This window comes from Pontibacter sp. GD13, assembly GCF_058216355.1.
In genome coordinates this window covers 441394-464856 of sequence record NZ_JBYZMQ010000002.1, presented here as the reverse complement: position 1 = coordinate 464856, position 23463 = coordinate 441394, and the positions used below count along the sequence as shown (strand labels likewise).

Sequence of the window (23463 nt, the reverse complement as noted above, 5' to 3'; positions counted from 1 at the left end):
CACCAAGAGTTTTAGGATAAGGAATTACTTTTGTTGGGAAGCCTCTTGCTTTGGTAACAGCGCTTTGCGGGAAAGCTTGAACTTACCGGTCTTTTTATCAACGTCGATAAGTTTAACCTTTATTTCCTCACCGATCTCAAGCACGCCATCCATGGTTTCCAGACGCTCATGCTTGATCTCAGAAATATGCAACAGGCCATCCTTGCCAGACATGAATTCCACAAACGCACCGTAAGGCTGAATTGACTTAACTTTTCCAATATACTCTTCGCCTATCTCTGGTTGCGACACAATGCTCTTGATTTTTGCAATCGCACTGTTCATGGCATCCTGATCGCTGGCGAAAATATTTACATGGCCTTTCTCATTCTTCTCTTCGATAATGATAGTGGCACCTGTATCTTTCTGAATCTGCTGAATCACTTTTCCACCTGGTCCGATCACTGCCCCTATAAACTCTTTGTCGATCACGATGTTGAATGAGCGAGGAGTGTGTGGCTTGTAGTCAGCAGCTGGCTCGGCCAGCGTCTTGTTCATCTCGTTCAGGATATGCAAACGACCGGCGTTTGCCTGCTCAAGCGCCTGTGTAAGCACCTCATGCGATAAACCACGCACTTTGATGTCCATCTGGCAAGCTGTGATACCATTTTTAGTACCTGCAACTTTAAAGTCCATATCACCCAAGTGATCTTCATCACCTAAGATATCCGAAAGAACCGCGAATTTACCGGTCTTCTCATCCGTGATCAAACCCATGGCGATACCTGAAACGGCTCCCTTTACAGGAACACCGGCATCCATTAGGGCTAAGCTACCAGCACAAACTGTTGCCATGGAAGACGATCCGTTCGATTCCAGGATATCGGATACGATACGGATCGTGTACGGATTTTCAGACTCAGCCGGAAGCACTTTCTTCAGCGCTCTTAATGCCAGGTTGCCATGTCCCACTTCTCGGCGGCCAGGCCCTCTGTTTGGTCGCACCTCGCCAGTAGAGAAGGCAGGAAAGTTATAGTGCAGCAGGAACTTGCTTGTGCCAGACAGCATGGCGCTGTCAATCATCTGCTCATCCAGTTTTGTACCCAGGGTAACAGTGGTTAAAGACTGTGTTTCGCCGCGTGTGAAAATGGCAGAACCATGTGTAGCGGGCAAATAATTCACTTCGCTCCAAATTGGTCGAATCTGATTCAGGGCACGTCCGTCCAGGCGTATTCTATCATTCAGAATCATGTTCCGCACGGCTTCCTTCTCCACATCGTGGTAGTAGGTTTTAATCAGGCTCATGTCATAGCCATGATCGTCTCCCAGTGATTCCACAAATCCTTTGAGAACAGCAGCAAAACCTTCCTTACGGTCAGACTTGTTGGCGCTGCCTCTTTTGGCTACTTCGTAAGTTTGGGTATAGGTTGCTTCACGTACTTTCTCACGCAGCGCCTCATCATGTGTTTCGTGCGAATACGTGCGTTTCTCCAGTTTACCTACCATTTCGGCAAGTTCTAACTGCGCCTGGCACTGTACTTTTATTGCTTCGTGAGCGAACTGTATTGCATCCAGCATCTCAGACTCAGAAACTTCGTTCATCTCTCCCTCCACCATGGACACGCTGTCGAAAGAAGCACCTACCATCAGGTCGATGTCGGCTCTTTGCAAGTCCGTTACGGTTGGGTTGATCACAAACTTTCCGTCAATCCGTGCTACCCGAACCTCGGAAATGGGACCATTGAAAGGAATGTCTGATACCGCCAGGGCCGCAGATGCTGCCAATGCAGCTAAGGCATCGGGCATGATGTCGGTATCTGCGGATATCAGGTTGATTGTCATTTGTGTTTCCGCATGGTAATCATCCGGGAACAGGGGGCGCAGCACACGGTCAACCAAACGCGAAACCAGTACTTCATAATCAGATAACCTGGCTTCTCTTCTTAAAAATCCGCCGGGGATTTTACCGGAGGAAGCAAATTTCTCCTGGTAATCCACAGAAAGGGGCAGGAAATCTATGCCTTCACGGGCTTCTTTGTTTGAAACTACGGCGGCAAGTAGCATGGTGTTACCCATTTTTACTACAACAGAGCCATCTGCTTGTTTTGCTAATTTACCAGTTTCAATTATGATCTCCCGGCCATCCGGAAGAGCAATTGTTTTGTTTATCGCGTTATATGACATCTTCAATAGTTTTTACATCAAAAAGACAGGGCAACCCATCGTGGCCTCTGTCGGTACTGGCAAAATGAAATAAGAAAGGGGGTGTAAAAACATTAGGGAATCCCCTACGTGAATTCCCTAATGCTAAACCGTTATTTTCTGATACCAAGCTCAGCAATAATAGCTCTGTATCGCTCGATATCGTTTTTCTGAAGGTAATTCAGAAGTCTTCTTCTTTTACCAACAAGCTTTAAAAGACCTAAACGAGTTGAAAAGTCTTTTCTATGAATCTTCAGGTGCTCTGTCAGGTCTGCGATGCGCGTAGTGAAGAGCGCAATCTGTGCTTCAGGAGATCCTGTGTCAGTCTTAGACTTGGCCAGACCATGCTTTTCAAAAATTTCTTGTTTCGCTTCAGTAGTTAATTTCATTGTGTATAATAAATATCAATCTGTGTTTTTCGTTCGTAAGACTCCTGTATAAGGCGCAAAGTTAGGGAAATATATTTTAATAAAAAATTAATCACCTATACTTCTTTTCCTGCATTTACAGCTTCCGTCGGCGTAGGCGTGCCATCAGTTTTCGCCAGAAGTCAATTTCCAGCAGGCTAGAGTCATTACGGGCCTGGTTCAGGAAAAACAAACCAATGGGGAAAAGGATCAGGTTGGCAGCCCACATCCCTGCTCCGACTGAAACAAGCCCCTCCCGCGCCCACTTCTCACCAAGTATCCCCATCACATACATCATAATAAAAAAGATGATCGAGATGATTACGGGCACACCCAGTCCACCTTTCTTAATAATGGCACCCAAGGGGGCCCCAATCAAAAACATGATCAGGATAGCTACTGACTGCGTATACTTACGCCATATCTCAATCTCATAGTTATTGGCATCCCGCAGGGTTGTGCTGATCCGCTCCACATAACTGCCGGTAAAACTCTTTACATTGCGCGCCTTGTTAGTGGCAAGCGCCAGAACCTCAGCGTCTACGGGCTGCAACTCCTTCCGGACCTTTTCCCCAGACAGGCGCATCCCGTTCTTAACCTGGCTGGTATCTGCTTTAAAGTACATGTAGAACGGGTCTACGTTTTGGGGGTAGAGCCTTTGCTCCCTTAATCCGTAGTTTCGCAACGAGTCCGTCACCACATGAAGCTGGGAGATATTTTTCATCATCTTGTTGTCCGAAAAAAGTTCTTCGCGGGTCCTATCCAGGTTAAAGGAGGACAAACTAAGTATGATCTTGCTTTCATCGAAGGCCTGCCTCACGAACTGCTCGTTGGATGAGCGAAAAGCGCCACCACTCTCATCCACATAGGTATTGCCCTCATAAAGCTCCATCACCAGGTAGGCGTCGTTCAAGTCTGTGTACATTCTGCCTGAGTCAGCAAGTATAACTCTGGTGTTGGAGCCTCCTTTTGAGTGGTCGTAAATCATGATGTCCTTCATGGCGCCCTGATCATTCACCTTCTCATTGATCTTGATGCTGAAACCGGGCAAGCCGTTATAGAAAGCGCCCTCTTTAAAGTTCATGGCAGGTTTTTTCTGCCTTATATCCCAGAGCAGGCTATAGGCTTTTAAGTTAGCCTTCGGAACGATGTTGTTATTAAAGAAAAAAGCGCCAAAAGAAATGACAACCACCAGCAGGAAGACAGGGAGAAGCACACGCGTGAGGTTGATGCCGGAGGTTTTGATGGCGGTTAACTCATGGTGTTCGCCCAGGGTGCCAAAAGTCATGAGTGAGGAAAGGAGCACGGCAAGGGGCAGGGCGACAGGAGCCATGTTCAGGCTGAAGTAAAAGAGCAGCTCGCCAAACAAGGAGGCGCCTAAGTCCTTCCCGACCAGCTCGTCAAGATACTTTAGCATGTACTGTGTGAGCAAAATGAACTCGACAATAGCAAATGTAAGCGCAAACGGCCCAATAAAGGACTTTAATATCAGCTTATCTAGTTTCTTCATGAGGGCTAAAAATGGCAGCATAGCCAACAGCGGCACGGTTATCTATAGGCAACGTGCCCCATCCAAAAATCGTGCAAAGATAAGCAGTTGCAACTGTAATGAAACTACCCTCCTACTATTTCCTTTAAATTGAGGTATAAGTTATCCCACAGCTCCTCCAGCTCCTCTTGATCTTCTTCATCCGTATAATCAATGATCTTTAGGTACTGCTCCTGGGTAAGCTCACTGGATTCTATAGAAAAATCAACGTAGGAGGCGTCGGAGGTGTGTTCTTTCTGGTCGTTCAGGAAAAGGTAGCGCACAGAGCGGTTAAGCCGATGGTTCGTCATCTCGGCGAAATGATTCCGGCCATCCCATACAAAGTTGTAGTTTTTATCTTCATCGACGAGAACATCGTCACAAAACCACTGTGCCAGGCCACTGGGTGTGCTCAGGTATGGGTAAAGTAGCTTTGCGGAGGCATTGATCGGATATTCACGAACAAATTTGGACTTGGTTGCTCTCGTCATAAAAAGAATATGTAAGTGTCAATAGTAATGTTAGTACTTATTTTTGATTCTTTATATATCTTAAAAATAAAATATTTTTTTTTTAAAGAGCGGCTTGCAAATTTAAAATCCAAACAGCTATATTTGCACTCCAAACGGCGGGGTAGCTCAGATGGTTAGAGCGCAGGATTCATAACCCTGAGGTCGGCAGTTCGATTCTGCTCCCCGCTACAAAGCCTCAGAACGCGTGTCTGAGGCTTTTTTTATTTACATTCAATCAATTTCCACATCACGAAAAACGGGCTTACCAGTGTACCTGTTTAACGATTAAGGCTATAATTACCAGGGATCCAACGCTTAGATGGAAACCTCTGAATGTAAAACTTAATGCTCCTTGTAATTGGGGCAAGCCTTTGCGCCAGGCGCTTACGAAACAAGTCCCTCTTGAAAAGTATGGTTTACCCCTTTTATTAAAAAGGAATAAGTATATTTTTACAGCTCAAAGAGCACAGGTTTTTTTAATAATTCACCTCCAGTGCCGGTACATCAATCAAAAAGAAGGATGCATCGGCAGTACCATGTATACTCACGATATCCAGGTTTTCCAGTCTGATCTGGTCGTTTTTATCAAGCTCCACATTATTTACCAGCAGGCTTCCTTCAATAACGTATACTAACGTTTTTCTGATCTTGAAGGTCTTGAAATCAATATCTTTACTTTGACCGAGTTGCCCAAAGTATAAAGTAGAGTTTGAGTTCATAAACACCACATCTTCCAAAACTTTCTGTCCGGTTGCAAGCGGGGTTAGCTGATCTTTATTGTCCTGAAAATCGATCTTCATTTGTTCATAGGACGGGGCAAGCCCCTTCTTGTTGGGCAAGAACCAGAATTGATAAAAGTGGGCAGGATTGTCTCCCTTATTTGCCTCTGAATGACTTATGCCAGTGCCTGCCGACATGCGCTGCACATGACCCGGCGCCAGCGCAGTCTCATTATCCAGGCTATCCCTGTGTGTGAGTTCTCCATCAACCACTACCGTAAGCACCTCCATCTCAGCGTGCGGATGCATGGGAAGTTCAGAATGGGCTTTCATTCTATTGTCGTTAAAGACCCTTAATGGCCCAAACTGTACATTTGCCGGATCGTAATAATCCGCAAAAGAGAAAAGATAGTGCGAGGAAAGCCAATCTTTTACGTTGGCCTCGTGCCGTTCTGTTGCAGTAATTAATTTTATCATTGGTGCGATGCTATAAAGACTTCTTAAGTATAAAAAGTGACAGTAAATAGTTTTATCGCTATGCTTTACGGATAATTGCACTTCTAGTTAAAGAAAACCATATCCTGTCCAGATAAAAGCCCTCTAAACGTCAAACCCTGCCTCATGAGGCAGGGTTTGAAAATGCATGAGCTGCATCATGCAGCTATTCCACTTTTTTTAGTTTCTGTACTTCTTTCTGCAGGTCCAGTACGATAGAAGACAGTTTATCCAATGACAAATCAGCAATCGGAAAAGACGAGCTGATATAGGATTTGGCCTCCCAAATCTCCAATACATCTGAAACGCCGATTTCATAAGGCGAATACACCGGGTTATCGGAATGTAGCCTCAAAGAAGAGGTATCTTTGATCTTGTTAAACACCCGCTTAAATACTACCCCTTCTTTTTCACTTACAATGATACAGGGCGTACCGTCTTTCAAAAAAGCCCAGTCTTCAACGAATTGGCCAACTATTACGGTGCCTGAGGCAATAGGCAGCATGGAATCCCCGCTGATTTCGAATGCCCGGAAAGTACCTGTGTTACCCAGCATTGGTAAACGGAAACGCGGCAGTTCCTCAATAAACTCTGGGTCGGCGTAGCCATTGAGGTAGCCCGCGCTGGCCTTATGGGGCACCAGTTCAATGTTCTCACGCTGGTGATCGTCTACTGTGATGGCTAACACCCTGAGTTTGCCACCCGTTTCCCCAACCGCTGTATTTCGACCTGATTCAGTATCCGATAGATCAGAGGTGATTAACTGGTCAAGGGTGATAGAAAAAAGCTTGGAAATATTGACCAAAGTAGACAATTTCGGCTCCGCCCTGCCCTCTTCATAGGCGCCTACCAAAGAGCGCTTTATCTCTAACTGCTCAGCAAGTTGCGCCTGTGTATAACCTGCCTGCTTGCGCAAAAATCTAATATTTGAAGTTACCATAAATAATGATGCCAACAGTTTTAGCCAATTATTGCTAACAATAACCCGGGAATTCCCCAGGTGATGTAAATATACTAATTTTTTTAAATAAAACTAATTATATTAGCAAATAAATTTTAAACCTCTTAAAATATAACTTATCAAATATATATTTATATTAATTATATTGTTTTAATGGATTTCGTTTTGCTATGCACTTATGGATGCCTTAAGAGTATATTTATTTATATTTTTTTTGGCTGGCGCCAAAAAATACGAGTAAATTTAAGTCGCAACTTATTATTTTACAGGTAGTTGTTGCTAACAGGAATATTTTAAAAAAATAGGGTGCAATTTACAAAAGCAAGTAACGGCGCTGTCTGTCTATTTCTCAAGCTCAAAACTGACTTTTTTTAACTGGTAATCAATTTCCATTAATTGTAAAATATCAAGCCAATAGATTTGGCAAAGTATGAACTTTTAACAAAAATGCCGGGTTACGAAAAAATGATTAAAAGGTTATTCTCATAAGCAGCAATTTTACATTTTAAGAGCCTATGTTCCCTGTTTTGTCTTTAAGAAGGTTAACCTTCTGTATTGCCTTTACCCCTATCATCAGCCTGTTTAGTTGCCAGCGTGAGGGTCTGATGGAAAGTCAGTTCTCGGAACCAGTAACCACGGCATATGAAACAGGAGCAGTTATTCCAGGACAATACATCGTCGTTTTTAAATCTGATCCCAATGCATCATTAAGTGAGGCAACGTCAGCTTCAACACGCAGTTCTATTTCCGGTTTACGTGCCCGCACCCTCAAATACGCTCAAATTGACAACCAGGAGGTTGTTCAGCAACTCGACGGACTTGTAAACGGCTTTGCAGCGCGTTTAAACCAGGATCAAATACAGTCGCTTCTCAGAAACCCGGATATCGCCTATCTTGAACAGGACAGGCACATTTCTTTGCGAAATACCAGGTTAAGAGATTATCTCTCAGACCTAAAAGATAAAGCGAAGAATAAAAACAAGGGACCGGTAGATCAAGAGCCAAATCCGGCACCCAAACCCGCCATTCCCTCCCCGGCTCCCCCGGTTGTATCTGAACCTGTCAATCCCTCACCTACACCCCAGGAACCAGTGGCTCCTAGCCCTAACGCTTATGTTTCCATTACTCCTATACCAGGGGAAGTCGTGCCCTGGAACATTGAGCGCGTGGGGTACGGCGATGGTACTGGCAAAACTGTATGGATTATTGATTCGGGGGTTGATACGGCGCATCCGGATCTCAACATTAACATGACCAGAAGCGCGTCATTCATCTATGGAAACAATTCTTTTGAAGATGGCTATGGCCATGGTACCTCGGTGGCCGGCATAATCGCCGCAAAAAATAACGGAACCGGCATGATAGGAGTTGCCGCAAACGCTTTGGTGGTAGCCTTGCGTGTTTTTGACGATGCAGGGCAGGGCACGGTTTCCAGAGCGATTTCTGCGGTTAACTACGCCGCTCTTTACGCCAAACCAGGTGATGTGATCAACATGAGCCTGGGCAGCGGCATATCCTCTACCCTTGATAATGCGGTGCGGGCTGCAGCAGAGAAAGGTCTTTTATTTTCCATTGCTGCCGGAAATACGGGAGTAGATTGTGCCGGAAGTTCACCTGCGCGCGTGGATGCCAAAGGTGTTTACACTGTATCAGCCATGGACAGCTACAATCGTTTGTGGTCCTCGTCTAATTATGGCGCCTCCGTGGACTTTGCAGCACCAGGTGTGAATGTGACGGTTACCACAAAGGGAGGCAGTATTGGCAGCGGCGGAAGCGGCACTTCCTTTGCCGCACCACATGTGGCCGGTATCTTGCTGTTGCGCGGTAGCGTTTATAGTCAGGGTACCATCACCGGTGATAAGGATAATTCCCCCGACCCGATCGCATCTTTAAAATAGGCAGCTGCAAGATAGGCTTGCTAAGAATAAGCTGCCAGTAATTGGCAGCCTCTTGTGTGTTAAGCAGAGCTAATGACTCCTTAAAGACTATGCTCCTTTTTATAAACAGAGATGGAGAGCCTGATCTTATAGTAGGCATACTCTTCTTTCAAGAACTCGAAGATATCCTTTAGTTTAGCATCTGCACCCAACTTGGCTATGGCTTTTGATATGTTGCCATATTCAGCCCTGGTGACATATTGGCCCAGGTTCACAGCATAACCCTGCTCGTATAAGGTAGCGATATGCGAGAACACTGTAACAGGATTTAAACTGCGCTTTTGCGCGATCTGTTCTATATTCCATCCTTTCTGAAGCAGTTCGAAGGTGGCCAGGTGCGTGGCGCCTTTTATTTTGCTACCCTTCTCCTGCTCCTCGTTTATAAAGTCGATGATACTGCTGATGAACACGTCACCGTACCTGTCAAACTTCTGAGCGCCAACACCGGAAATGGCCAGCATAGAAATTTTATTTGACGGCCTTTCAGCCGCCATTTCCTGAAGGGTGGTGTCCGTGAAGATCACGTATGGAGGCACCCCGTTTTCGTCTGCCAGTTTTTTGCGAAGGGTACGCAGTTTTTCGAACAGGGCATCTTTTATTAACTCCCGCTTTGGGCGGGCTTTCACAGCTGGCTCTGCTAATTGCCTGTCCTCAAACTTCACTAACTGCACCTTGCGGCCCTCAAATAATACCTGCTTGCTGTTATCGGTGAGTTTTAAAGTATACCCTTGGTCATAGGCCATTTCCATAAAGCCTTCGTTTAAGAGCTGGTGCAGGTACCGGTGCCAGTCAAGGATACTGATGTCGCGCCCTGCGCCATACGTCTTCACCCTGTCAAAACCGGCTTGCATCACCTGGCTCGTGCGGGCTCCCCGCAGCACGTCCACCAGCAAACCCAGGTTTACCCTTTCCTGCGTTCGGGCAATTGCCGACAGCGCTTTCTGTGCCAGCAGTGTGCCATCGAAACGGGTGGGTGGGTTCCGGCAAATATCGCAGTTGCCGCAGTCCTTTTTCATGGTTTCGCCAAAGTACTGCAACAAAATGCGCCGCCTGCAGGCGGCAGCCTCCGCGAACTGCTGCATGCGTTCCAATTTTACCAGTTGCAACTCCGTTTGCGATTCTTTAGCCTGGTTGTCCTGCAGCATGCTGCGCATATTCATTACATCGGCAAAGCTGTAGAAGAGCAGCGCATCAGAGGTGGCGCCGTCACGGCCTGCACGGCCAATTTCCTGGTAGTATCCTTCTATGTTTTTAGGCAGGTTATAGTGTATGACCCAGCGCACATTCGATTTGTCGATGCCCATTCCAAAGGCGATGGTGGCGCAAACGACCTGCACATTGTCTTTCAGGAAATCATCCTGCGATTTCGCCCGCTGATTGGGAGACATACCGGCATGGTAATACGTGGCACTATAGCCGCTAGACTTTAATTTTTGAGCCAGTGACTCGGTTGCCTTCCGGCTTAGGCAGTAAATAATTCCTGGCTGCGCGTGCCTTTTACTCAGGAAGTCGGTTATTTTATTAAACCTGTCTTTGCCCGGCTTCACCATCAGGTTTATGTTGGGCCTGTCGAACGATGCAGTAAAGACGGATGGGTGCTGTAAGCATAGTTGCTCCTGTATGTCTTTTTGGGTCAGCTTATCGGCAGTAGCCGTCAGGGCGATAACCGGCACGGTGGGGAATTGCTGCTTTAATGCCTTCAGTTGGGTATATTCGGGCCTAAAGTCATGTCCCCAGGAGGAAATACAGTGGGCTTCATCTACGGCAAACAACGACACGTTGAGACGCTTCAGAAAAGACATGAAACCGGGAGACAATAATTTCTCCGGGGAGGCGTACAGTAGTTTTAATTTGCCGTTCAGGCAGGCATTCTCAATTTCATACTGCTGCTCGGCGTTCTGCGAACTATTCAGGTACGCGGCAGGAATCCCGTTTACAAGCAAGGCCTCCACCTGGTCTTTCATGAGGGCGATGAGAGGCGAAACAACTACACAGACCCCGGGCATCACCACGGCCGGCACCTGAAAGCAAACTGACTTACCCCCACCGGTCGGCATCAGCACAACCACATCGCGGCCTTGCAGCACATCCTCAATGATCTGCTCCTGCATTGGCCGAAACTGCTCGTACCCGAAGTATAATTTTAAAGCCTCTCTGGCTTCCCGAATCGTTACCATGTCTTATCCTTCAATCACCAGCGCACCACTGTTTACGCATCACATTTTAAAGGCCAAAGGTAACCATTCGTTACGTCAATAACGAGTGCGACTGCCTTTTACCTTTTAACCATATAGTACATTTAGGGTGAAGTAATAATTCATCGGAATTACTAAAAATCACCGTTCTGGAAAGGTCTACTTATAACTATGCCCTATAGTAACCGTATTTAAATTCATTACGAATCTATAAATTTTAAACTATGAAATCAGAAATAACGAACAACCTGGAGCACATGCTGGTGAAGTGCATGACGGCGTGTGAGACCTGCGCGACACTTTGCCTGCAGGAGGACAATGTGAAGATGATGGCCCGCTGCATTATGATTGACCGCGATTGTGCAGACATTTGTATGATCACCGCACAATTTGTGGCCCGCAACTCGGAGCATGCCAAGCATGTGATGCGGGAGTGCGTGGAAATTTGCCGTATCTGCGAACAGGAATGCCGCAAGCACGACACAGACCATTGCCAGCACTGCGCCGACATTTGTAAAGAATGTGCCGATGCCTGTGAAGAGTGGATGAAGAACAAATAAGCAATCAGCCTATTTTAAAACAAAGAAGAGGCCCGTTTTACCGGGCCTCTTCTTTGTTTATAGCTCAAAGTGATGCTGGTTAATTTGCGTTACTTTTAATTTTTAAAAGATCATATCGATGATTGCTGTGATAATTGCAAGCACTAAACTGAACAAGAGTGCTGCCAGAAACCCGGATACATCGAAACCAGCCACCAGCCAGTCGGCCAGTAAAATGATCAGGGCATTTATTACGAGCAGGAAAAGTCCCAAGGTAACAACCGTGACCGGAATGGTCAGGAAAATAAGTACCGGTCGAACAACGGCATTTAAAACCGCCAACACTAAGGCAAGTATGACAGCAGTCAGAAAGCTGTCAATGTGTACCCCCGGCAGTATGTAGGCGCTTAGCATGGCCGCCGCAGCCGTTATGATCAGTTTTAGAATAAAGCCCATAAGATAGAAGTTAGAAAGTGAATTAAAGTATAAATATCACGTTTTTTTAATATAAGTTTTTCTATACGCAAAGTATTTCATAAAGATAAACCCCATGAAAAAATATCTTCATGGGGTTTAAGGTAAAATACAATAGCAAACTTCTCGGATAGCTTGAGCGCTATCAAATCAGAATTTAAAACTCTGCTTCCAGTCTTTTCTGCGACACGGCCATCAAATTACAAAGCTTCAGTAGCATGCGGGCGCCCACATTGCCGTTCCACTCACTCTCACCAGGTGCAACCTCGCAGAGGTCAAAACCGATGATCTCCCTACCAGACTTCACCAGTTGCTTGATCAGAAAAACAGCCTGCTCAAACTCCAGTCCGCCCGGTACCGGGGTACCGGTGCCCGGACACAATTTAGGGTCCAGGCCATCGATGTCAAAACTGATGTAAACCTTTTGTGGTAACTGCGCTATAATTTTTTTGCACTCCTTTTTCCAGCTGTCCCCGGCATAGAGGTTCTCTTTCAGTACGCTATCATAAAAAATGGTGATCCTGCCATTAGACTGATCTGCCAATTCTGCCTCTGCCTGACATAAATCGCGGATGCCAACCTGTACCAGTTTCTTGACTTGGGGCAGCTTAAGCGCATTAAACATGATGGAGGCATGGGAGTAAGTAAATCCTTCGTATGCATCCCGAAGATCGGCATGGGCATCCACCTGCAATATGCCAAACTCCTCGTGCCTATCGGCCAGAGCGTGCATCAGGCCAAGGGGCGTACTATGATCGCCGCCTAAGACACCGACAAGCTTCCCTTGCTCAAGATAGGCTGTTGCCTTTTGTTTCAGCCACTGCAAAAACTCCTCGCCCTTCGCATTGACTTCGGCCGGCAGATGCTGGAATTCTGATTGCCCGATCTCGGGGCTCCCTGCCTCCAGCCAATTTATATATGCCTCGGCCTTCTCCCGCAGGGTATCACTGGTAGCAGCCCATACTTCCGAAACCTCCTCCATGGCGATACCCAGTTTCCAGGCATCTTTCACAGACGGCTCATACAGGTCAAGCTGTGGCGAAGCGGCATGTACGGCTTCAGGCCCCTGTGCAGTACCTGCGCTGTACGAAACGGTAACCTCCCAGGGGGTTGGAATTATAACGACCTCTGATTCAGCTATTGAAAAAGGAAGACCAAACAGGCCGCCACTTATATCGCCGACACCATTCGGGTCAAAAGCAGCTATTTTTTTCTCTTTGCTATTCATGTGATGCAGAAATGGATGTGGTCTGTTATTTTTTACCGGATACGTTACTAAGCAGGTCTTTTACAAAATTAGGCAGTGCAAAAGCGGCTGTATGAATATCCTCGTTGTAGTATTTTAAACCTTGCTCCTGTGAGAATCGGGTTGCCGCCGCCTTATCAAACAAAAGAGGGTGCGATGCGCCTTTGGAAGAGTAAGAGAAACTCCAGGTACCTGTCGGGTATGTAGGAATGGCAGCCAGGTAGCAATGCACTTTATCGTTCCCGAATATCTGCTTATAAGTGTCGTATATCTCTACAAAAACGGCACTGTTAAAGCGCGGTGACTCCGACTGTGTGATCATAACACCGTCGGGTGTCAGGCAGCGGTGCACTTCCTGGTAAAAGGCTGCGGTAAACAAGCCTTCGCCGGGACCAACCGGATCAGCTGAGTCGATGATGATCAGATCATACCTTCCGTCTTCACATGCCTGGATATACTTTATTCCATCCTCCACCAGCAGGTTCAGACGAGGATTATCAAAGGCTACCGCGATCTCAGGCAGGTGAAGCTTGCAGGCTTCTATCACCAAAGCATCGATTTCCACCAGCGTAACCTCCTCTAACTGCTCATGGCGCAGCAATTCTCTCACTGTGCCTCCATCTCCGCCACCAATCACCAAAGCACGCTTTGCTTTCGTGTGGCTGAACATGGGCACATGAGTGATCATTTCATGGTACACATATTCGTCTTTCTGGGTACACATCACCATGCCATCCAGGGTCAGCATGTTTCCGTAAGCCAATGTTTCGAATACCTCCACACGCTGATAAGGGGAGTCTTTCTTGTAAAGTTGATTACCCGAATGCTTTAAAGAAAGAGCGATATTTTCATCGCGCTCCGTAAACCATACATCACGCGTGATGGTAGCAGGTGCTGCATTCGGCATATCAGATACATCGCGTAAAGCCTCCAGGTTAAAATCGTTTCGCTTCAGTAGGTTTAGCTGCCCGCGACGCAACTCCATGGATGAGCCATGGCCGGCTTCAAATGCCTCTTTTAAATAATTATAAGATACCCACGGGTCTACGGAGTCGCCGCAGGTAAAAAGGTCTACAGCAGCATACCCATATTCAGGCCAGGTATGTATAGCCAGATGGCTCTCCTGAATGACAACCACACCGGAAACACCGTATGGGGAGAAGTGATGAAAAGTACTGTTGATCACCGTAGCGCCTGCTGTTTCGGCGGCGGCTACCATGCTGTTCTCTATATGAACAACATCGTTCATATGGTCAGGGGAACAATCGTAAAACTCAACTAAAATATGTCTGCCTAAAGCGTTCATCTAGGGTATGAAAGGTTGAAAAAATAAATAAGACAGCAAAAAAACGAAATAAGCTGCTATAATCAAAAAAAGGGGCTCTTAACGTATGCTTGCTTTAAGAATCAAGGCCGCCCTTGCATGACTTAACACATCAGGCTGTAATTAATTCCTGCTTTACTACAAAAGACGCTTTATATTCCTCCACCAGATCTTCGAAAACATCAAAGGCATCATCAAAAGTGCTGAATTCTTTCAGCAGGTTAAACTGTGCAACATGGTAAATCAAAAATAGCTCCGCCTGTGTCAGGCTTGCTTTGGTGATGAAGCTATAATATTCCCCCTGGTCCTGTGTTTCAGTACGGTAACGCTGTATGAGACGGAAAAGCACGCTTAAATTTTTCAGGTAGGGATCGAGGCTGTTCTGGAAAAAGCTGAAGTGGTAGGTAAAATAATCCTCGAATATGCGCAGCAGGCCGACTTCTGTCTTCTCTTCCGGGGCCAGTACGCGTGCTTTTTGAACAAAAGAGGTTAAAACCTTTTCCTGGAAGAAAACAAAGAAATTACTGCCTTTCCAAGAGCTCTCGCTGATGTCATAGGCCACCAGCGAATCTATGATGTCGTTGTGCTTGTTTACGAAGCTGATATAAAGTGTGGAGAAATTCTGCTGTTGAAATATCTTCTGCGTTTTATGGAGTTCGTAGCGTTGTAGCTCAAACTCCCGCTTTTGGTAGGTAAGGGTGGCAAAGAAAAGAAATACGCCGGCTAATGCCCATAAAGAGCCGACGATACCACCAATAAACTCCCCGTATTCACCAAAAATACCGTTGTGCCGGGCCTCCGGCTCCAAGTACAGCTCGTGTAAAAGATCAAATTTTACAGTACCCCAAACAAGGACAACTACACCAGCAACAATCAGCGCATAGCCTATAATTTCATATCGGCTTAAAGAGTGGCGGGTTTTGGGCATGAAACGGGTTTATACTTTCTCTTTATCTTTTACGAGCTTCCTGCTTCTACTCCACTTCTGTAAAATTATTCTTTCCTAATTCAAAGGTCCGGATAATGTTCAGGATTTTAATAAGCGTCTTCGTATCGAAAAACAGAAGCAAAGGCAGTTCTACATTTTTAGAGTTATGCGTGAATCTGGTAACAACCGTAAACACCAGGGGCTTAAACAATGGGTGTTGCACCAGAATGTCTTTTAAAGAATCTGCAATGTGGTTTTTCGGGGCCATGGGAGGCGAGCCGTAAATCTTAGCCTTCAGAATGTTCGCTAACTGCGTAACCAGCGAGCCTGTAATGATATTGCTGATCTCCAACAGCAGGGACTCCTGCATTACAGAGAGTTCGCCTTTTTTGACATCCAGCATGCTTAAACATACTTCTGATAGCCTGATAATATGTTCGTCAGAAAAAAGCATGAGCGTAGCCCCATTAAAATCGCCTTTTATCTCAGACTGAATGATATTGTGTGTGCCTTCGTACTTAGTAACCAGGTCAATCAGCCGATCTACTTCAATCAATTGAATATCAGGAACTTTAAGCAAGACCTTGTCTTTGGCAATAACGGCAAACGAATCTGCCGCCCTTGCCAGGCCGATGTTTATGATTTCCTTGATTATATCTCTTTCAAGCTCAGTTATATGAGGTTCCATCATGTCTGCCATAGAAATGGGTTTAAACTTCCAACGCCAATTGTCTTTCCGCTCACCTTTGATTCATAAAATAACGGGTAATTGCCGGTACATCAAGCACCAGGCATACCCTGCCGGAACCAAGTAAAGTAACGCCTCCATACAGATCGATCTTGTCTAATGGTTTGCTTAGCGTCTTTATAACTATATCCTGCTGCCTATACAATTTATCTACAATTAAACCAAGCTTCCTGTTATTGTAAGATACGATGATCACATTTTGTACCTGACCTTTCAGCTTGGACATGTCACCGAGGTTCATGTCATGTTCTGGTGCATTCAGTAGCTCATGGAGGTACACCACGGTCACACTCTCTCCATTCACATCAGCTACCATTACGTTGCCTACCTCATGCAATTCGTCTTTCTCGAGGGCTACTACCAACTCAGTATGTATAAGCGGAATAGCGTAGAAAATCTCATCTACCTCAAACAAGAGCGCGCCCTTAACAGCAATCGAGGTTGGCAGTTGTAGGGTAAAGGTGGTTCCTAGGCCCTTTGCAGAGTCTACATGGAGTCTGCCTCCAATGGAGTCAATGGCATTCTTAACCACATCAAGGCCTACTCCCCGCCCTGAATACTCTGTCACCTCCTTGGCCATGGAAAAACCAGGCTCAAACAAAAAAGAAAGTATCTCAGAATCATGAAGGTTCTCAGCAATCTCTGCTGAAACCATGTTCCGCTCTACAGCTGCTTTCTTCACCTGGCCCAGGTCGATGCCCTTACCATCATCAGTCAGAGTGATCACCACATTGTCACGGTCATTACGGGCTTTCAGCAGTAGGTTCCCGGCTCTGGACTTACCAGCCTTTTCTCTGATCGTTGGTTTTTCGAGGCCATGTGATATGGCATTGCGCACCAGGTGTAACAATGAGTCGGTAATAATCTGTAAAATATTTCGGTCAATCTGAATATTCTGCCCGACCATTTTAAGATCTACCTCCTTCTGCTCTGCAAAGGCAATGTCGCGCACAATTCTCGGAAACTTGTTAAACAGTGTTCCGATATTTACCAGGCGCGCATCCATTACACTGTACTGCAATTCATCTGTGATGCGGTACAAATGTGAGCTCACGTTCTTCAGGTCATCGTGATTTAACTCTTTACTGATCGAGAGTATGCGGTCGCGGTCAATCATTAACTCCCCAACCAGGTTAAGCATGTGATCCAGCTTCTTGATCTGAATGTAGATCAGGTCGGACAATGACAGGCTTTTAGCGGAAGTATATTTCTGTACCTTCGCCAGCTCTATCGTACTGTCAGAAATGCTGTCAACGATAATGTCCAGGTTGCGCAGCAGGATGGGGTCAAGGTTTACTGGCGTGGGGTTGTCTACGTTATTGATCAGCTCCCCCAGCATGTCTACCCCATCAAAGAGAACCATGACTACTTCATCGCTAAAGTTCAGCTCTTTGTTCCTGATCAGGCTGAAAGCAGTCTCCAGTTTATGGGAAACGTCCGATATCTGCAGGTAACCGATTGCCTTCGCATTGGCTTTCAGGTTATGCAGTAAACGGAATATCTCCGACAGAATGCGTTCATCCTGAGGTTCTTTCTCCAGTTCGCTGATATGCCTGTTAAGAGCATCGTAATACTCTAAAGCCTCAGCAATAAAAATTTCCTTATACTCCTGTTCTCTCGACTTCATATAAACCAATCAGCTGCACTACGTGCACAAAGCCAACCTGTCGCTTCTTTAATTTTAGCTATTTGGTTCTTCTTTTAGGGCTTTTTCAACTGCCTCCAGTACTTTTTCTTCCGAAAATGGCTTCACTATGTAAGACAACGCGCCATATTCAATGGCTTCGTTTACGATCACCTCCTGCCCTACGGCACTTACAATGATTACCTTCATGTCAGGCTGGTCCTTCTTAATTCCCTTCAAAACATCCAGACCAGTGTTGTCAGGTAAGATCACGTCCAGAGTAATTAAGTCAGGGCTCGTCTGCTTTGCCAGTTCTAAGGCGGTCTGTCCGTTAGGCGCCTCTCCCACTACTTCATAACCAGCGTCTGTCAGCATATTCTTTAGCATCGTGCGCATGTAGAAAGAATCATCTACGATCAGTATTCTTTTCATAATTCAGATTAATAAGTGAATTCAGGTTGCTTTTCTTAATGTGTCAGTTGCTGTATTTCATCGCCTGTCAGGATCTTGAACATATCCAGCACGATAATCAGGCGGTTGTCCACTTTGGCAATGCCCTCTATGTAGTTTTCCTGAATAGTAGTGTCCTGTAAAAAGGAAGGAGCACGATCGATTTTAGACATTGCCAGATTCAATGACTGAGGCATTTCCTTTACAACCACACCAATACTGTATGCTTTCGCTTCAATAACAAGTGTATAGGAAAGGTTCGGCTGGAGTGTCTCCGGTGCAGGGGCCGGACGGATTCCGAAGCGTTGCTCCATGTCTATGATGGCAATAATATCCCCGCGTATATTCGCAACTCCTTTCACAAAATCAGGTGTGCGCGGCATGCGCGTAATTGTAGGCGTTGTGGTAACCTCTTTCACCTGATCAATTTTAATGGCATAGAACTCAACCCCCAGTTTGAACACGATCAGGTGCACCATGGGGTCATTAGCGGGCGTTTCCTTGTTCTCGGCTTGATTTGCCTGCGATATCTCCTGTTGGGCCACTTCTTGTTGTGCAGCAACGGATTCGGCCTTATCTACTTTTTTCTGTTTCGTTGCCATCACTTTTTCTTGACGTCTTTTGGTTTAGAATAACCATTAGAAGCACTCTTGGGACCTGTTGCTTGCCGGGTATTGCCCGTTACAGCCCTATCATACTTCTGATTTGAAGGGATAGAGAGCATCCGGCGGTTCTTGTTTCCGGTAAACACCAGGTTGCCGTCTATCAGCTTAAAGGCAGAGATACTGATCTGCAGATCGGCAGCGATATCGTTCAGGTTCTGAGATGAAGAGGTAAGCACCTGCATGGAAGCGGAAAGCTGCTTGGCTGTGATCGCAACCTGCTGTGTTCCGGATGCTGTTTGCTCAGCAATGGCCACTACTTCCTCCACATATTTCACCACATCGCCAATGGAAGCCTTCTGAATCTCGGTAGCGGTTAAAATATCCTGCGCTGTGCGGAGGGTCTCACCACTGGACGAAGCAATATTTTTAAATGCTCCCGAAGCCTCGAATGTCGCGTTCTTACCCTTCGACACGCGTCCTTCCATGGTAGAGATGGCGGTTGCGGCAGAGGCTGTATCTTTTTTCACATCTTCTACCAGGGTAGCAATCTCGCTGGCCGACTTGCGCGAGCCTTCCGCTAGTTTCCTGATTTCTTCGGCTACCACAGCAAACCCCCTTCCGGCATCACCTGCACGTGCTGCTTCAATAGCGGCGTTCAAAGCCAGCAAGTTAGTCTGGGCTGCGATATCTGTAATCACTCCCAGGGATTTAGAGATTTCCTGAGAGCGGGTACTCAGTACTTCAATGGTTTTAGAGGTAAGCGAGGCAGAGCTTGAGATCTCCTCCATGTTCTTCACCACTTCAGCCACGGTTTTCAGGCCGAGCTGCGAGGTTTGCTCACCTAACAGGGCAGCCTTGTTCACCACTTCAGCTCGATTGGCCGTTTCTTTAGTCGCTTTCATGATCTCCTCGATCAATTTGAAAGCCTGGTCCGTTTTAAGGGCCTGATTCTGCGCACCTTCTGCCATTTGCTGCATAGCGAGGGCCACATCCAGTGTTATCTTGTTCATTTCCAACCCTTTGGATGCCATTTCCTCAGAAGAGCTTCCTACTACCAGCGAGGAGTCATTGATCTCTCCAAGCAGGGTGTTCAGGTTCTCCACGGCCAGGTTCAGGGCGGTGGCCATGTCCAGTATATCTCCGGCAGTCTGGGTTTCCACACGTTGTGTCAGGTCGCCCTCCGATATGCCGCGCACCACTCTGGACACTTCCAGCACGGGCGTCACGATAGACTCAAGCAGGTCATTCAGCGTGTCCACCAGTTCTTTCCAGCTTCCGCCCACTCCTTGTAAGGTGGCGCGCTCTGTCAGTTTGCCTTCTACTCCTGCTACTCTTGCCACACGGCTAACTTCACCTGCCAATCTGTTCAGGTCAACCACCATGCTGTTGATCGTGTCTGCCAGGTCAGCCACTTCACCGCTGGCTTCTAAGGTCAGCTTTTGGGTCAGGTCTCCTTTCGATACTGCCGTTACTACTTTCACGATTCCCCGCACCTGAATGGTCAGGTTGGAGGCCATCGTGTTCACGTTGTCGGTCAGGTCTTTCCAGATGCCAGCTACGTTCGGCACATTGGCCTGTCCGCCCAGCTTGCCCTCGGTGCCCACTTCCAACGCCACACGGGTAACCTCGCCGGCAAAGATGTTGAGCGAGTCCACCATGCGGTTAATGTTATCCTTTAACTCCGCGATCTCACCCTTCACATCCACAGACACTTTCTGCGTCAGGTCGCCTTTTGCCACGGCAGTAGCCACATTAGCGATGTCCCGCACCTGCTGTGTCAAGTTGGAGGCCATAGTGTTCACGTTGTCGGTCAGCTCCTTCCAGGTGCCACGAACTTTAGGCACGTTGGCTTGGCCGCCCAGCTTGCCCTCGGTACCCACCTCGCGTGCCACGCGGGTTACCTCATCAGCGAAGATGTTGAGCGAGTCCACCATTTGGTTCAGGTTTTCCTTCAGATCCAGTATCTCGCCCTTCACTTCCACTGATACTTTCTGGGTCAGGTCTCCTTTTGCCACGGCAGTCGCTACTTTAGCGATATCCCGTACTTGCAAGGTCAGGTTAGAGGCCATCGTGTTCACGTTGTCGGTCAGTTCCTTCCAGGTGCCACCTACATTCGGCACGTTGGCCTGGCCGCCCAGCTTGCCCTCGGTACCCACCTCACGCGCCACACGGGTTACCTCATCGCCAAATACGTTCAGGGAGTCCACCATGCGGTTGATGTTCTCTTTTAATTGTGCGATCTCACCTTTCACATCCACCGTAACCTTCTGGGTCAGGTCGCCCTTGGCCACGGCGGTGGCCACGTTGGCAATGTCTCGCACCTGAATGGTCAGGTTGGAGGCCATGGTGTTCACGTTGTCGGTCAGGTCTTTCCATACACCTGCCACGTTCGGCACATTGGCCTGTCCGCCCAGCTTGCCCTCGGTGCCCACTTCCAGGGCCACGCGGGTTACCTCACCGGCGAAGATGTTCAGGGAGTCCACCATTTGGTTGATGTTATCCTTTAACTCCGCAATCTCACCCTTCACATCCACAGACACTTTCTGCGTTAAGTTGCCTTTTGCCACGGCTATGGCTACGTTGGCAATGTCCCGCACCTGCTGTGTCAGGTTGGAGGCCATGGTGTTCACGTTGTCGGTCAGGTCTTTCCAAACGCCGGCTACCATAGGCACATTGGCCTGTCCGCCCAGCTTACCTTCGGTGCCTACCTCGCGTGCCACGCGGGTAACCTCGCCGGCAAACACGTTCAGGGAGTCCACCATCTGGTTCACATTCACTTTGAGCTCGGCAATCTCGCCCTTCACATCCACGGTCACTTTCTGGCTCAGGTCGCCCTTGGCCACGGCGGTGGCCACGTTGGCAATATCCCGCACCTGGCTCGTCAAATTCGAGGCCATGTAGTTCACGTTGTCGGTCAGTTCCTTCCAGATACCTGCCACGTTCGGCACGTTGGCCTGGCCGCCCAGAATACCCTCGGTGCCCACTTCACGCGCCACGCGGGTTACCTCCGCGCCAAACACGTTCAAGCGATCAACCATGTCGTTAAGGATGCTCTTCAACTCCGCGATCTCGCCCTTCACATCCACGGTCACTTTCTGGCTCAGGTCGCCCTTGGCCACGGCGGTGGCCACGTTGGCGATATCCCGCACCTGGCTGGTCAGGTTGGAGGCCATGTAGTTCACGTTGTCGGTCAGCTCCTTCCAGGTGCCTTCCACTTTTGGAACATTGGCCTGGCCGCCCAGCTTGCCCTCGGTGCCCACCTCACGCGCCACGCGGGTTACCTCGCCGGCAAATACGTTCAGGGAGTCCACCATCTGGTTGATGATATCTTTCAGTTCGGCTATTTCGCCTTTTACATTTACAGTAACTTTCTGGGTCAGGTCGCCTTTGGCAACGGCGGTGGCCACGTTGGCGATATCCCGCACCTGGCTCGTTAAATTCGAGGCCATGGTGTTTACGTTGTCGGTCAGGTCTTTCCAAACTCCGCCTACGTTCGGCACATTGGCCTGGCCGCCCAGCTTGCCCTCGGTGCCCACTTCGCGTGCCACGCGGGTCACTTCATCGGCAAACACGTTCAGGGAGTCCACCATCTGGTTCACGTTATCCTTCAGCTGAGCGATCTCACCCTTCACATCCACAGATACTTTCTGGGTCAGGTCTCCTTTTGCCACGGCGGTTGCCACGTTAGCAATGTCCCGCACCTGAGCCGTCAGGTTAGAGGCCATCGTGTTCACGTTATCGGTCAGGTCTTTCCAGATACCCGCCACGTTCGGCACAGATGCCTGGCCACCCAATTTACCCTCCGTACCTACTTCTAGGGCCACGCGGGTTACCTCGCCGGCAAATAAGTTCAGGTTATCAATGGTCCGGTTAATGGTTTCCGCCATCACTTTGAAGTCACCGGATACAGGAATCTGGAAGGTCTCATCCAGGTTACCCCGTGAGATGTTTTTCAATACTTTCCCAACTTCCAAAACGGGTACCGCGATGGAATCCACCAGTCCGTTGATGTTGTTGATCATATCCTTCCAGAAACCGGATGCACTCTCTGCAGAGGCTCTGGCCTTCAGGTTACCTTCCACCCCGGCAACTTTGGAAATACGCGACACCTCCCCACCTACACCACCGATCATCTCCACCATGGAGTTATAGGCTTCGGCTATCTCGGCAAAAATATCGTTGTTTTGTTTAGTCAAACGCACGGAGATATCGCCTTTTTTAAAGGCATCCAGTGCGTATAGGACTTTGTTCAGTTGCTCGCTGATGTATTCCGGGTTGTTTGGCAACACCTGCTTCTTTCCAGCGTTTCCTTTACCGGAACCGTTGGAAGTAAAGGTAGCCGGCGGCGATGCTTTAGGTATGGCTGTTTTAACAGCTTCTACATGGGTAGGCTCTGCTGAGTCTGCTTTCGCCTTGGTTGCAGGCTTCGTCTTCTCTTTGTTTGTAATGGGAGCAACAGGTTGATCCGCATTCACTTCTACTTCACTTATGAGCTTATCTTTGCTCAATTTCAAATTTTTACCTAAGGCCATTGATTTTATTTCTTGGAAATGGTATCAATCATAATGCGTACACAGCCATACAGACGAC

The 23463-nt window shown here is 47.5% G+C and carries 18 protein-coding genes and 1 tRNA gene; 3 read left to right on the top strand and 16 right to left on the bottom strand.

Going from position 1 to position 23463, the window contains the following annotated elements; translation table 11 throughout:
* Positions 1 to 24: 24 nt before the first annotated feature.
* The 4 genes from pnp to AC4BAN_RS05625 form a co-directional block, all read right to left on the bottom strand.
* Positions 25 to 2163 carry a polyribonucleotide nucleotidyltransferase gene (pnp, locus tag AC4BAN_RS05640; protein ID WP_490563400.1) on the bottom strand — a complete coding sequence of 713 codons (2139 nt, stop codon included), beginning with the start codon at positions 2161 to 2163 and terminating at the stop codon, positions 25 to 27.
* Between the two features lie 131 nt (positions 2164 to 2294).
* On the bottom strand, positions 2295 to 2570 hold the full coding sequence (gene rpsO, locus AC4BAN_RS05635) for a 30S ribosomal protein S15 (protein WP_490563399.1): 276 nt from the start codon (positions 2568 to 2570) through the stop codon (positions 2295 to 2297).
* Positions 2571 to 2685: 115 nt separating this feature from the next.
* Entirely contained in the window at positions 2686 to 4098 is a 1413-nt protein-coding gene (locus tag AC4BAN_RS05630) for an LptF/LptG family permease (RefSeq protein WP_490563398.1), read from the bottom strand.
* Between the two features lie 104 nt (positions 4099 to 4202).
* Complete coding sequence (locus tag AC4BAN_RS05625) at positions 4203 to 4607, bottom strand: START-like domain-containing protein (protein ID WP_490563397.1); 405 nt, start codon at positions 4605 to 4607, stop codon at positions 4203 to 4205.
* Positions 4608 to 4743: 136 nt separating this feature from the next.
* Between AC4BAN_RS05625 and AC4BAN_RS05620 the strand changes: the two genes are divergently transcribed.
* A tRNA-Met gene (locus tag AC4BAN_RS05620) sits at positions 4744 to 4817 on the top strand.
* 287 nt (positions 4818 to 5104) lie between these two features.
* Here the strand turns inward: AC4BAN_RS05620 and AC4BAN_RS05615 are convergent.
* Together AC4BAN_RS05615 and AC4BAN_RS05610 are read right to left on the bottom strand one after the other, a co-directional pair.
* Positions 5105 to 5824 (bottom strand): pirin family protein, encoded by a 720-nt coding sequence (locus AC4BAN_RS05615; RefSeq protein ID WP_490563396.1) that lies wholly within the window; start codon positions 5822 to 5824, stop codon positions 5105 to 5107.
* Between the two features lie 184 nt (positions 5825 to 6008).
* Positions 6009 to 6782 carry an XRE family transcriptional regulator gene (locus tag AC4BAN_RS05610; RefSeq protein WP_490563395.1) on the bottom strand — a complete coding sequence of 258 codons (774 nt, stop codon included), beginning with the start codon at positions 6780 to 6782 and terminating at the stop codon, positions 6009 to 6011.
* A 536-nt stretch (positions 6783 to 7318) separates the two neighbouring features.
* Here AC4BAN_RS05610 and AC4BAN_RS05605 point away from each other — a divergent pair.
* A complete protein-coding gene (locus AC4BAN_RS05605; protein WP_490563394.1) occupies positions 7319 to 8701 on the top strand; it encodes a S8 family serine peptidase in 1383 nt (460 codons plus the stop codon).
* Between the two features lie 80 nt (positions 8702 to 8781).
* On the opposite strand, the gene recQ is transcribed toward AC4BAN_RS05605, so the two are convergent.
* Positions 8782 to 10917: a DNA helicase RecQ gene (recQ, locus tag AC4BAN_RS05600; RefSeq protein WP_490563393.1), complete on the bottom strand. Its 2136-nt coding sequence runs from the start codon at positions 10915 to 10917 to the stop codon at positions 8782 to 8784.
* Positions 10918 to 11159: 242 nt separating this feature from the next.
* On the opposite strand from recQ, the gene AC4BAN_RS05595 reads away from it, so the two are divergent.
* A complete protein-coding gene (locus AC4BAN_RS05595; RefSeq protein ID WP_490563392.1) occupies positions 11160 to 11495 on the top strand; it encodes a four-helix bundle copper-binding protein in 336 nt (111 codons plus the stop codon).
* Positions 11496 to 11597: 102 nt separating this feature from the next.
* Here AC4BAN_RS05595 and AC4BAN_RS05590 read toward each other — a convergent pair whose 3' ends face one another.
* From AC4BAN_RS05590 to AC4BAN_RS05550, 9 genes are all read right to left on the bottom strand, one after another.
* The gene (locus tag AC4BAN_RS05590) at positions 11598 to 11930 is read right to left on the bottom strand and encodes a phage holin family protein (RefSeq protein WP_490563391.1); all 333 of its coding nucleotides are present in this window, start codon (positions 11928 to 11930) and stop codon (positions 11598 to 11600) included.
* A gap of 175 nt (positions 11931 to 12105) precedes the next feature.
* The gene (locus AC4BAN_RS05585; RefSeq protein ID WP_490563390.1) at positions 12106 to 13176 is read right to left on the bottom strand and encodes an agmatinase family protein; all 1071 of its coding nucleotides are present in this window, start codon (positions 13174 to 13176) and stop codon (positions 12106 to 12108) included.
* Between the two features lie 25 nt (positions 13177 to 13201).
* A complete protein-coding gene (speE, locus tag AC4BAN_RS05580) occupies positions 13202 to 14500 on the bottom strand; it encodes a polyamine aminopropyltransferase (RefSeq protein ID WP_490563389.1) in 1299 nt (432 codons plus the stop codon).
* A 130-nt stretch (positions 14501 to 14630) separates the two neighbouring features.
* Entirely contained in the window at positions 14631 to 15446 is an 816-nt protein-coding gene (locus AC4BAN_RS05575; protein WP_490563388.1) for a hypothetical protein, read from the bottom strand.
* Between the two features lie 46 nt (positions 15447 to 15492).
* Positions 15493 to 16146: a chemotaxis protein CheC gene (locus AC4BAN_RS05570; protein ID WP_490563387.1), complete on the bottom strand. Its 654-nt coding sequence runs from the start codon at positions 16144 to 16146 to the stop codon at positions 15493 to 15495.
* A 40-nt stretch (positions 16147 to 16186) separates the two neighbouring features.
* Positions 16187 to 17821: a chemotaxis protein CheA gene (locus AC4BAN_RS05565; RefSeq protein WP_490563386.1), complete on the bottom strand. Its 1635-nt coding sequence runs from the start codon at positions 17819 to 17821 to the stop codon at positions 16187 to 16189.
* A gap of 54 nt (positions 17822 to 17875) precedes the next feature.
* Entirely contained in the window at positions 17876 to 18250 is a 375-nt protein-coding gene (locus AC4BAN_RS05560; protein WP_490563385.1) for a response regulator, read from the bottom strand.
* A 35-nt stretch (positions 18251 to 18285) separates the two neighbouring features.
* Positions 18286 to 18870 carry a chemotaxis protein CheW gene (locus tag AC4BAN_RS05555; protein WP_490563384.1) on the bottom strand — a complete coding sequence of 195 codons (585 nt, stop codon included), beginning with the start codon at positions 18868 to 18870 and terminating at the stop codon, positions 18286 to 18288.
* Positions 18870 to 23381: a HAMP domain-containing protein gene (locus AC4BAN_RS05550; protein ID WP_490563383.1), complete on the bottom strand. Its 4512-nt coding sequence runs from the start codon at positions 23379 to 23381 to the stop codon at positions 18870 to 18872. Before AC4BAN_RS05550 ends, AC4BAN_RS05555 begins: the two co-directional genes overlap by 1 nt.
* Positions 23382 to 23463: the final 82 nt, after the last annotated feature.

Excerpts from the sequence above, each read along its gene's own strand:
- pnp (WP_490563400.1), bottom strand. The coding sequence starts at position 2,163 with ATGTCATATAACGCGATAAACAAAACAATTGCTCTTCCGGATGGCCGG.
- rpsO (WP_490563399.1), bottom strand. The coding sequence starts at position 2,570 with ATGAAATTAACTACTGAAGCGAAACAAGAAATTTTTGAAAAGCATGGT.
- AC4BAN_RS05630 (WP_490563398.1), bottom strand. The coding sequence starts at position 4,098 with ATGAAGAAACTAGATAAGCTGATATTAAAGTCCTTTATTGGGCCGTTT.
- AC4BAN_RS05625 (WP_490563397.1), bottom strand. The coding sequence starts at position 4,607 with ATGACGAGAGCAACCAAGTCCAAATTTGTTCGTGAATATCCGATCAAT.
- AC4BAN_RS05615 (WP_490563396.1), bottom strand. The coding sequence starts at position 5,824 with ATGATAAAATTAATTACTGCAACAGAACGGCACGAGGCCAACGTAAAA.
- AC4BAN_RS05610 (WP_490563395.1), bottom strand. The coding sequence starts at position 6,782 with ATGGTAACTTCAAATATTAGATTTTTGCGCAAGCAGGCAGGTTATACA.
- AC4BAN_RS05605 (WP_490563394.1), top strand. The coding sequence starts at position 7,319 with ATGTTCCCTGTTTTGTCTTTAAGAAGGTTAACCTTCTGTATTGCCTTT.
- recQ (WP_490563393.1), bottom strand. The coding sequence starts at position 10,917 with ATGGTAACGATTCGGGAAGCCAGAGAGGCTTTAAAATTATACTTCGGG.
- AC4BAN_RS05595 (WP_490563392.1), top strand. The coding sequence starts at position 11,160 with ATGAAATCAGAAATAACGAACAACCTGGAGCACATGCTGGTGAAGTGC.
- AC4BAN_RS05590 (WP_490563391.1), bottom strand. The coding sequence starts at position 11,930 with ATGGGCTTTATTCTAAAACTGATCATAACGGCTGCGGCGGCCATGCTA.
- AC4BAN_RS05585 (WP_490563390.1), bottom strand. The coding sequence starts at position 13,176 with ATGAATAGCAAAGAGAAAAAAATAGCTGCTTTTGACCCGAATGGTGTC.
- speE (WP_490563389.1), bottom strand. The coding sequence starts at position 14,500 with ATGAACGCTTTAGGCAGACATATTTTAGTTGAGTTTTACGATTGTTCC.
- AC4BAN_RS05575 (WP_490563388.1), bottom strand. The coding sequence starts at position 15,446 with ATGCCCAAAACCCGCCACTCTTTAAGCCGATATGAAATTATAGGCTAT.
- AC4BAN_RS05570 (WP_490563387.1), bottom strand. The coding sequence starts at position 16,146 with ATGGCAGACATGATGGAACCTCATATAACTGAGCTTGAAAGAGATATA.
- AC4BAN_RS05565 (WP_490563386.1), bottom strand. The coding sequence starts at position 17,821 with ATGAAGTCGAGAGAACAGGAGTATAAGGAAATTTTTATTGCTGAGGCT.
- AC4BAN_RS05560 (WP_490563385.1), bottom strand. The coding sequence starts at position 18,250 with ATGAAAAGAATACTGATCGTAGATGATTCTTTCTACATGCGCACGATG.
- AC4BAN_RS05555 (WP_490563384.1), bottom strand. The coding sequence starts at position 18,870 with ATGGCAACGAAACAGAAAAAAGTAGATAAGGCCGAATCCGTTGCTGCA.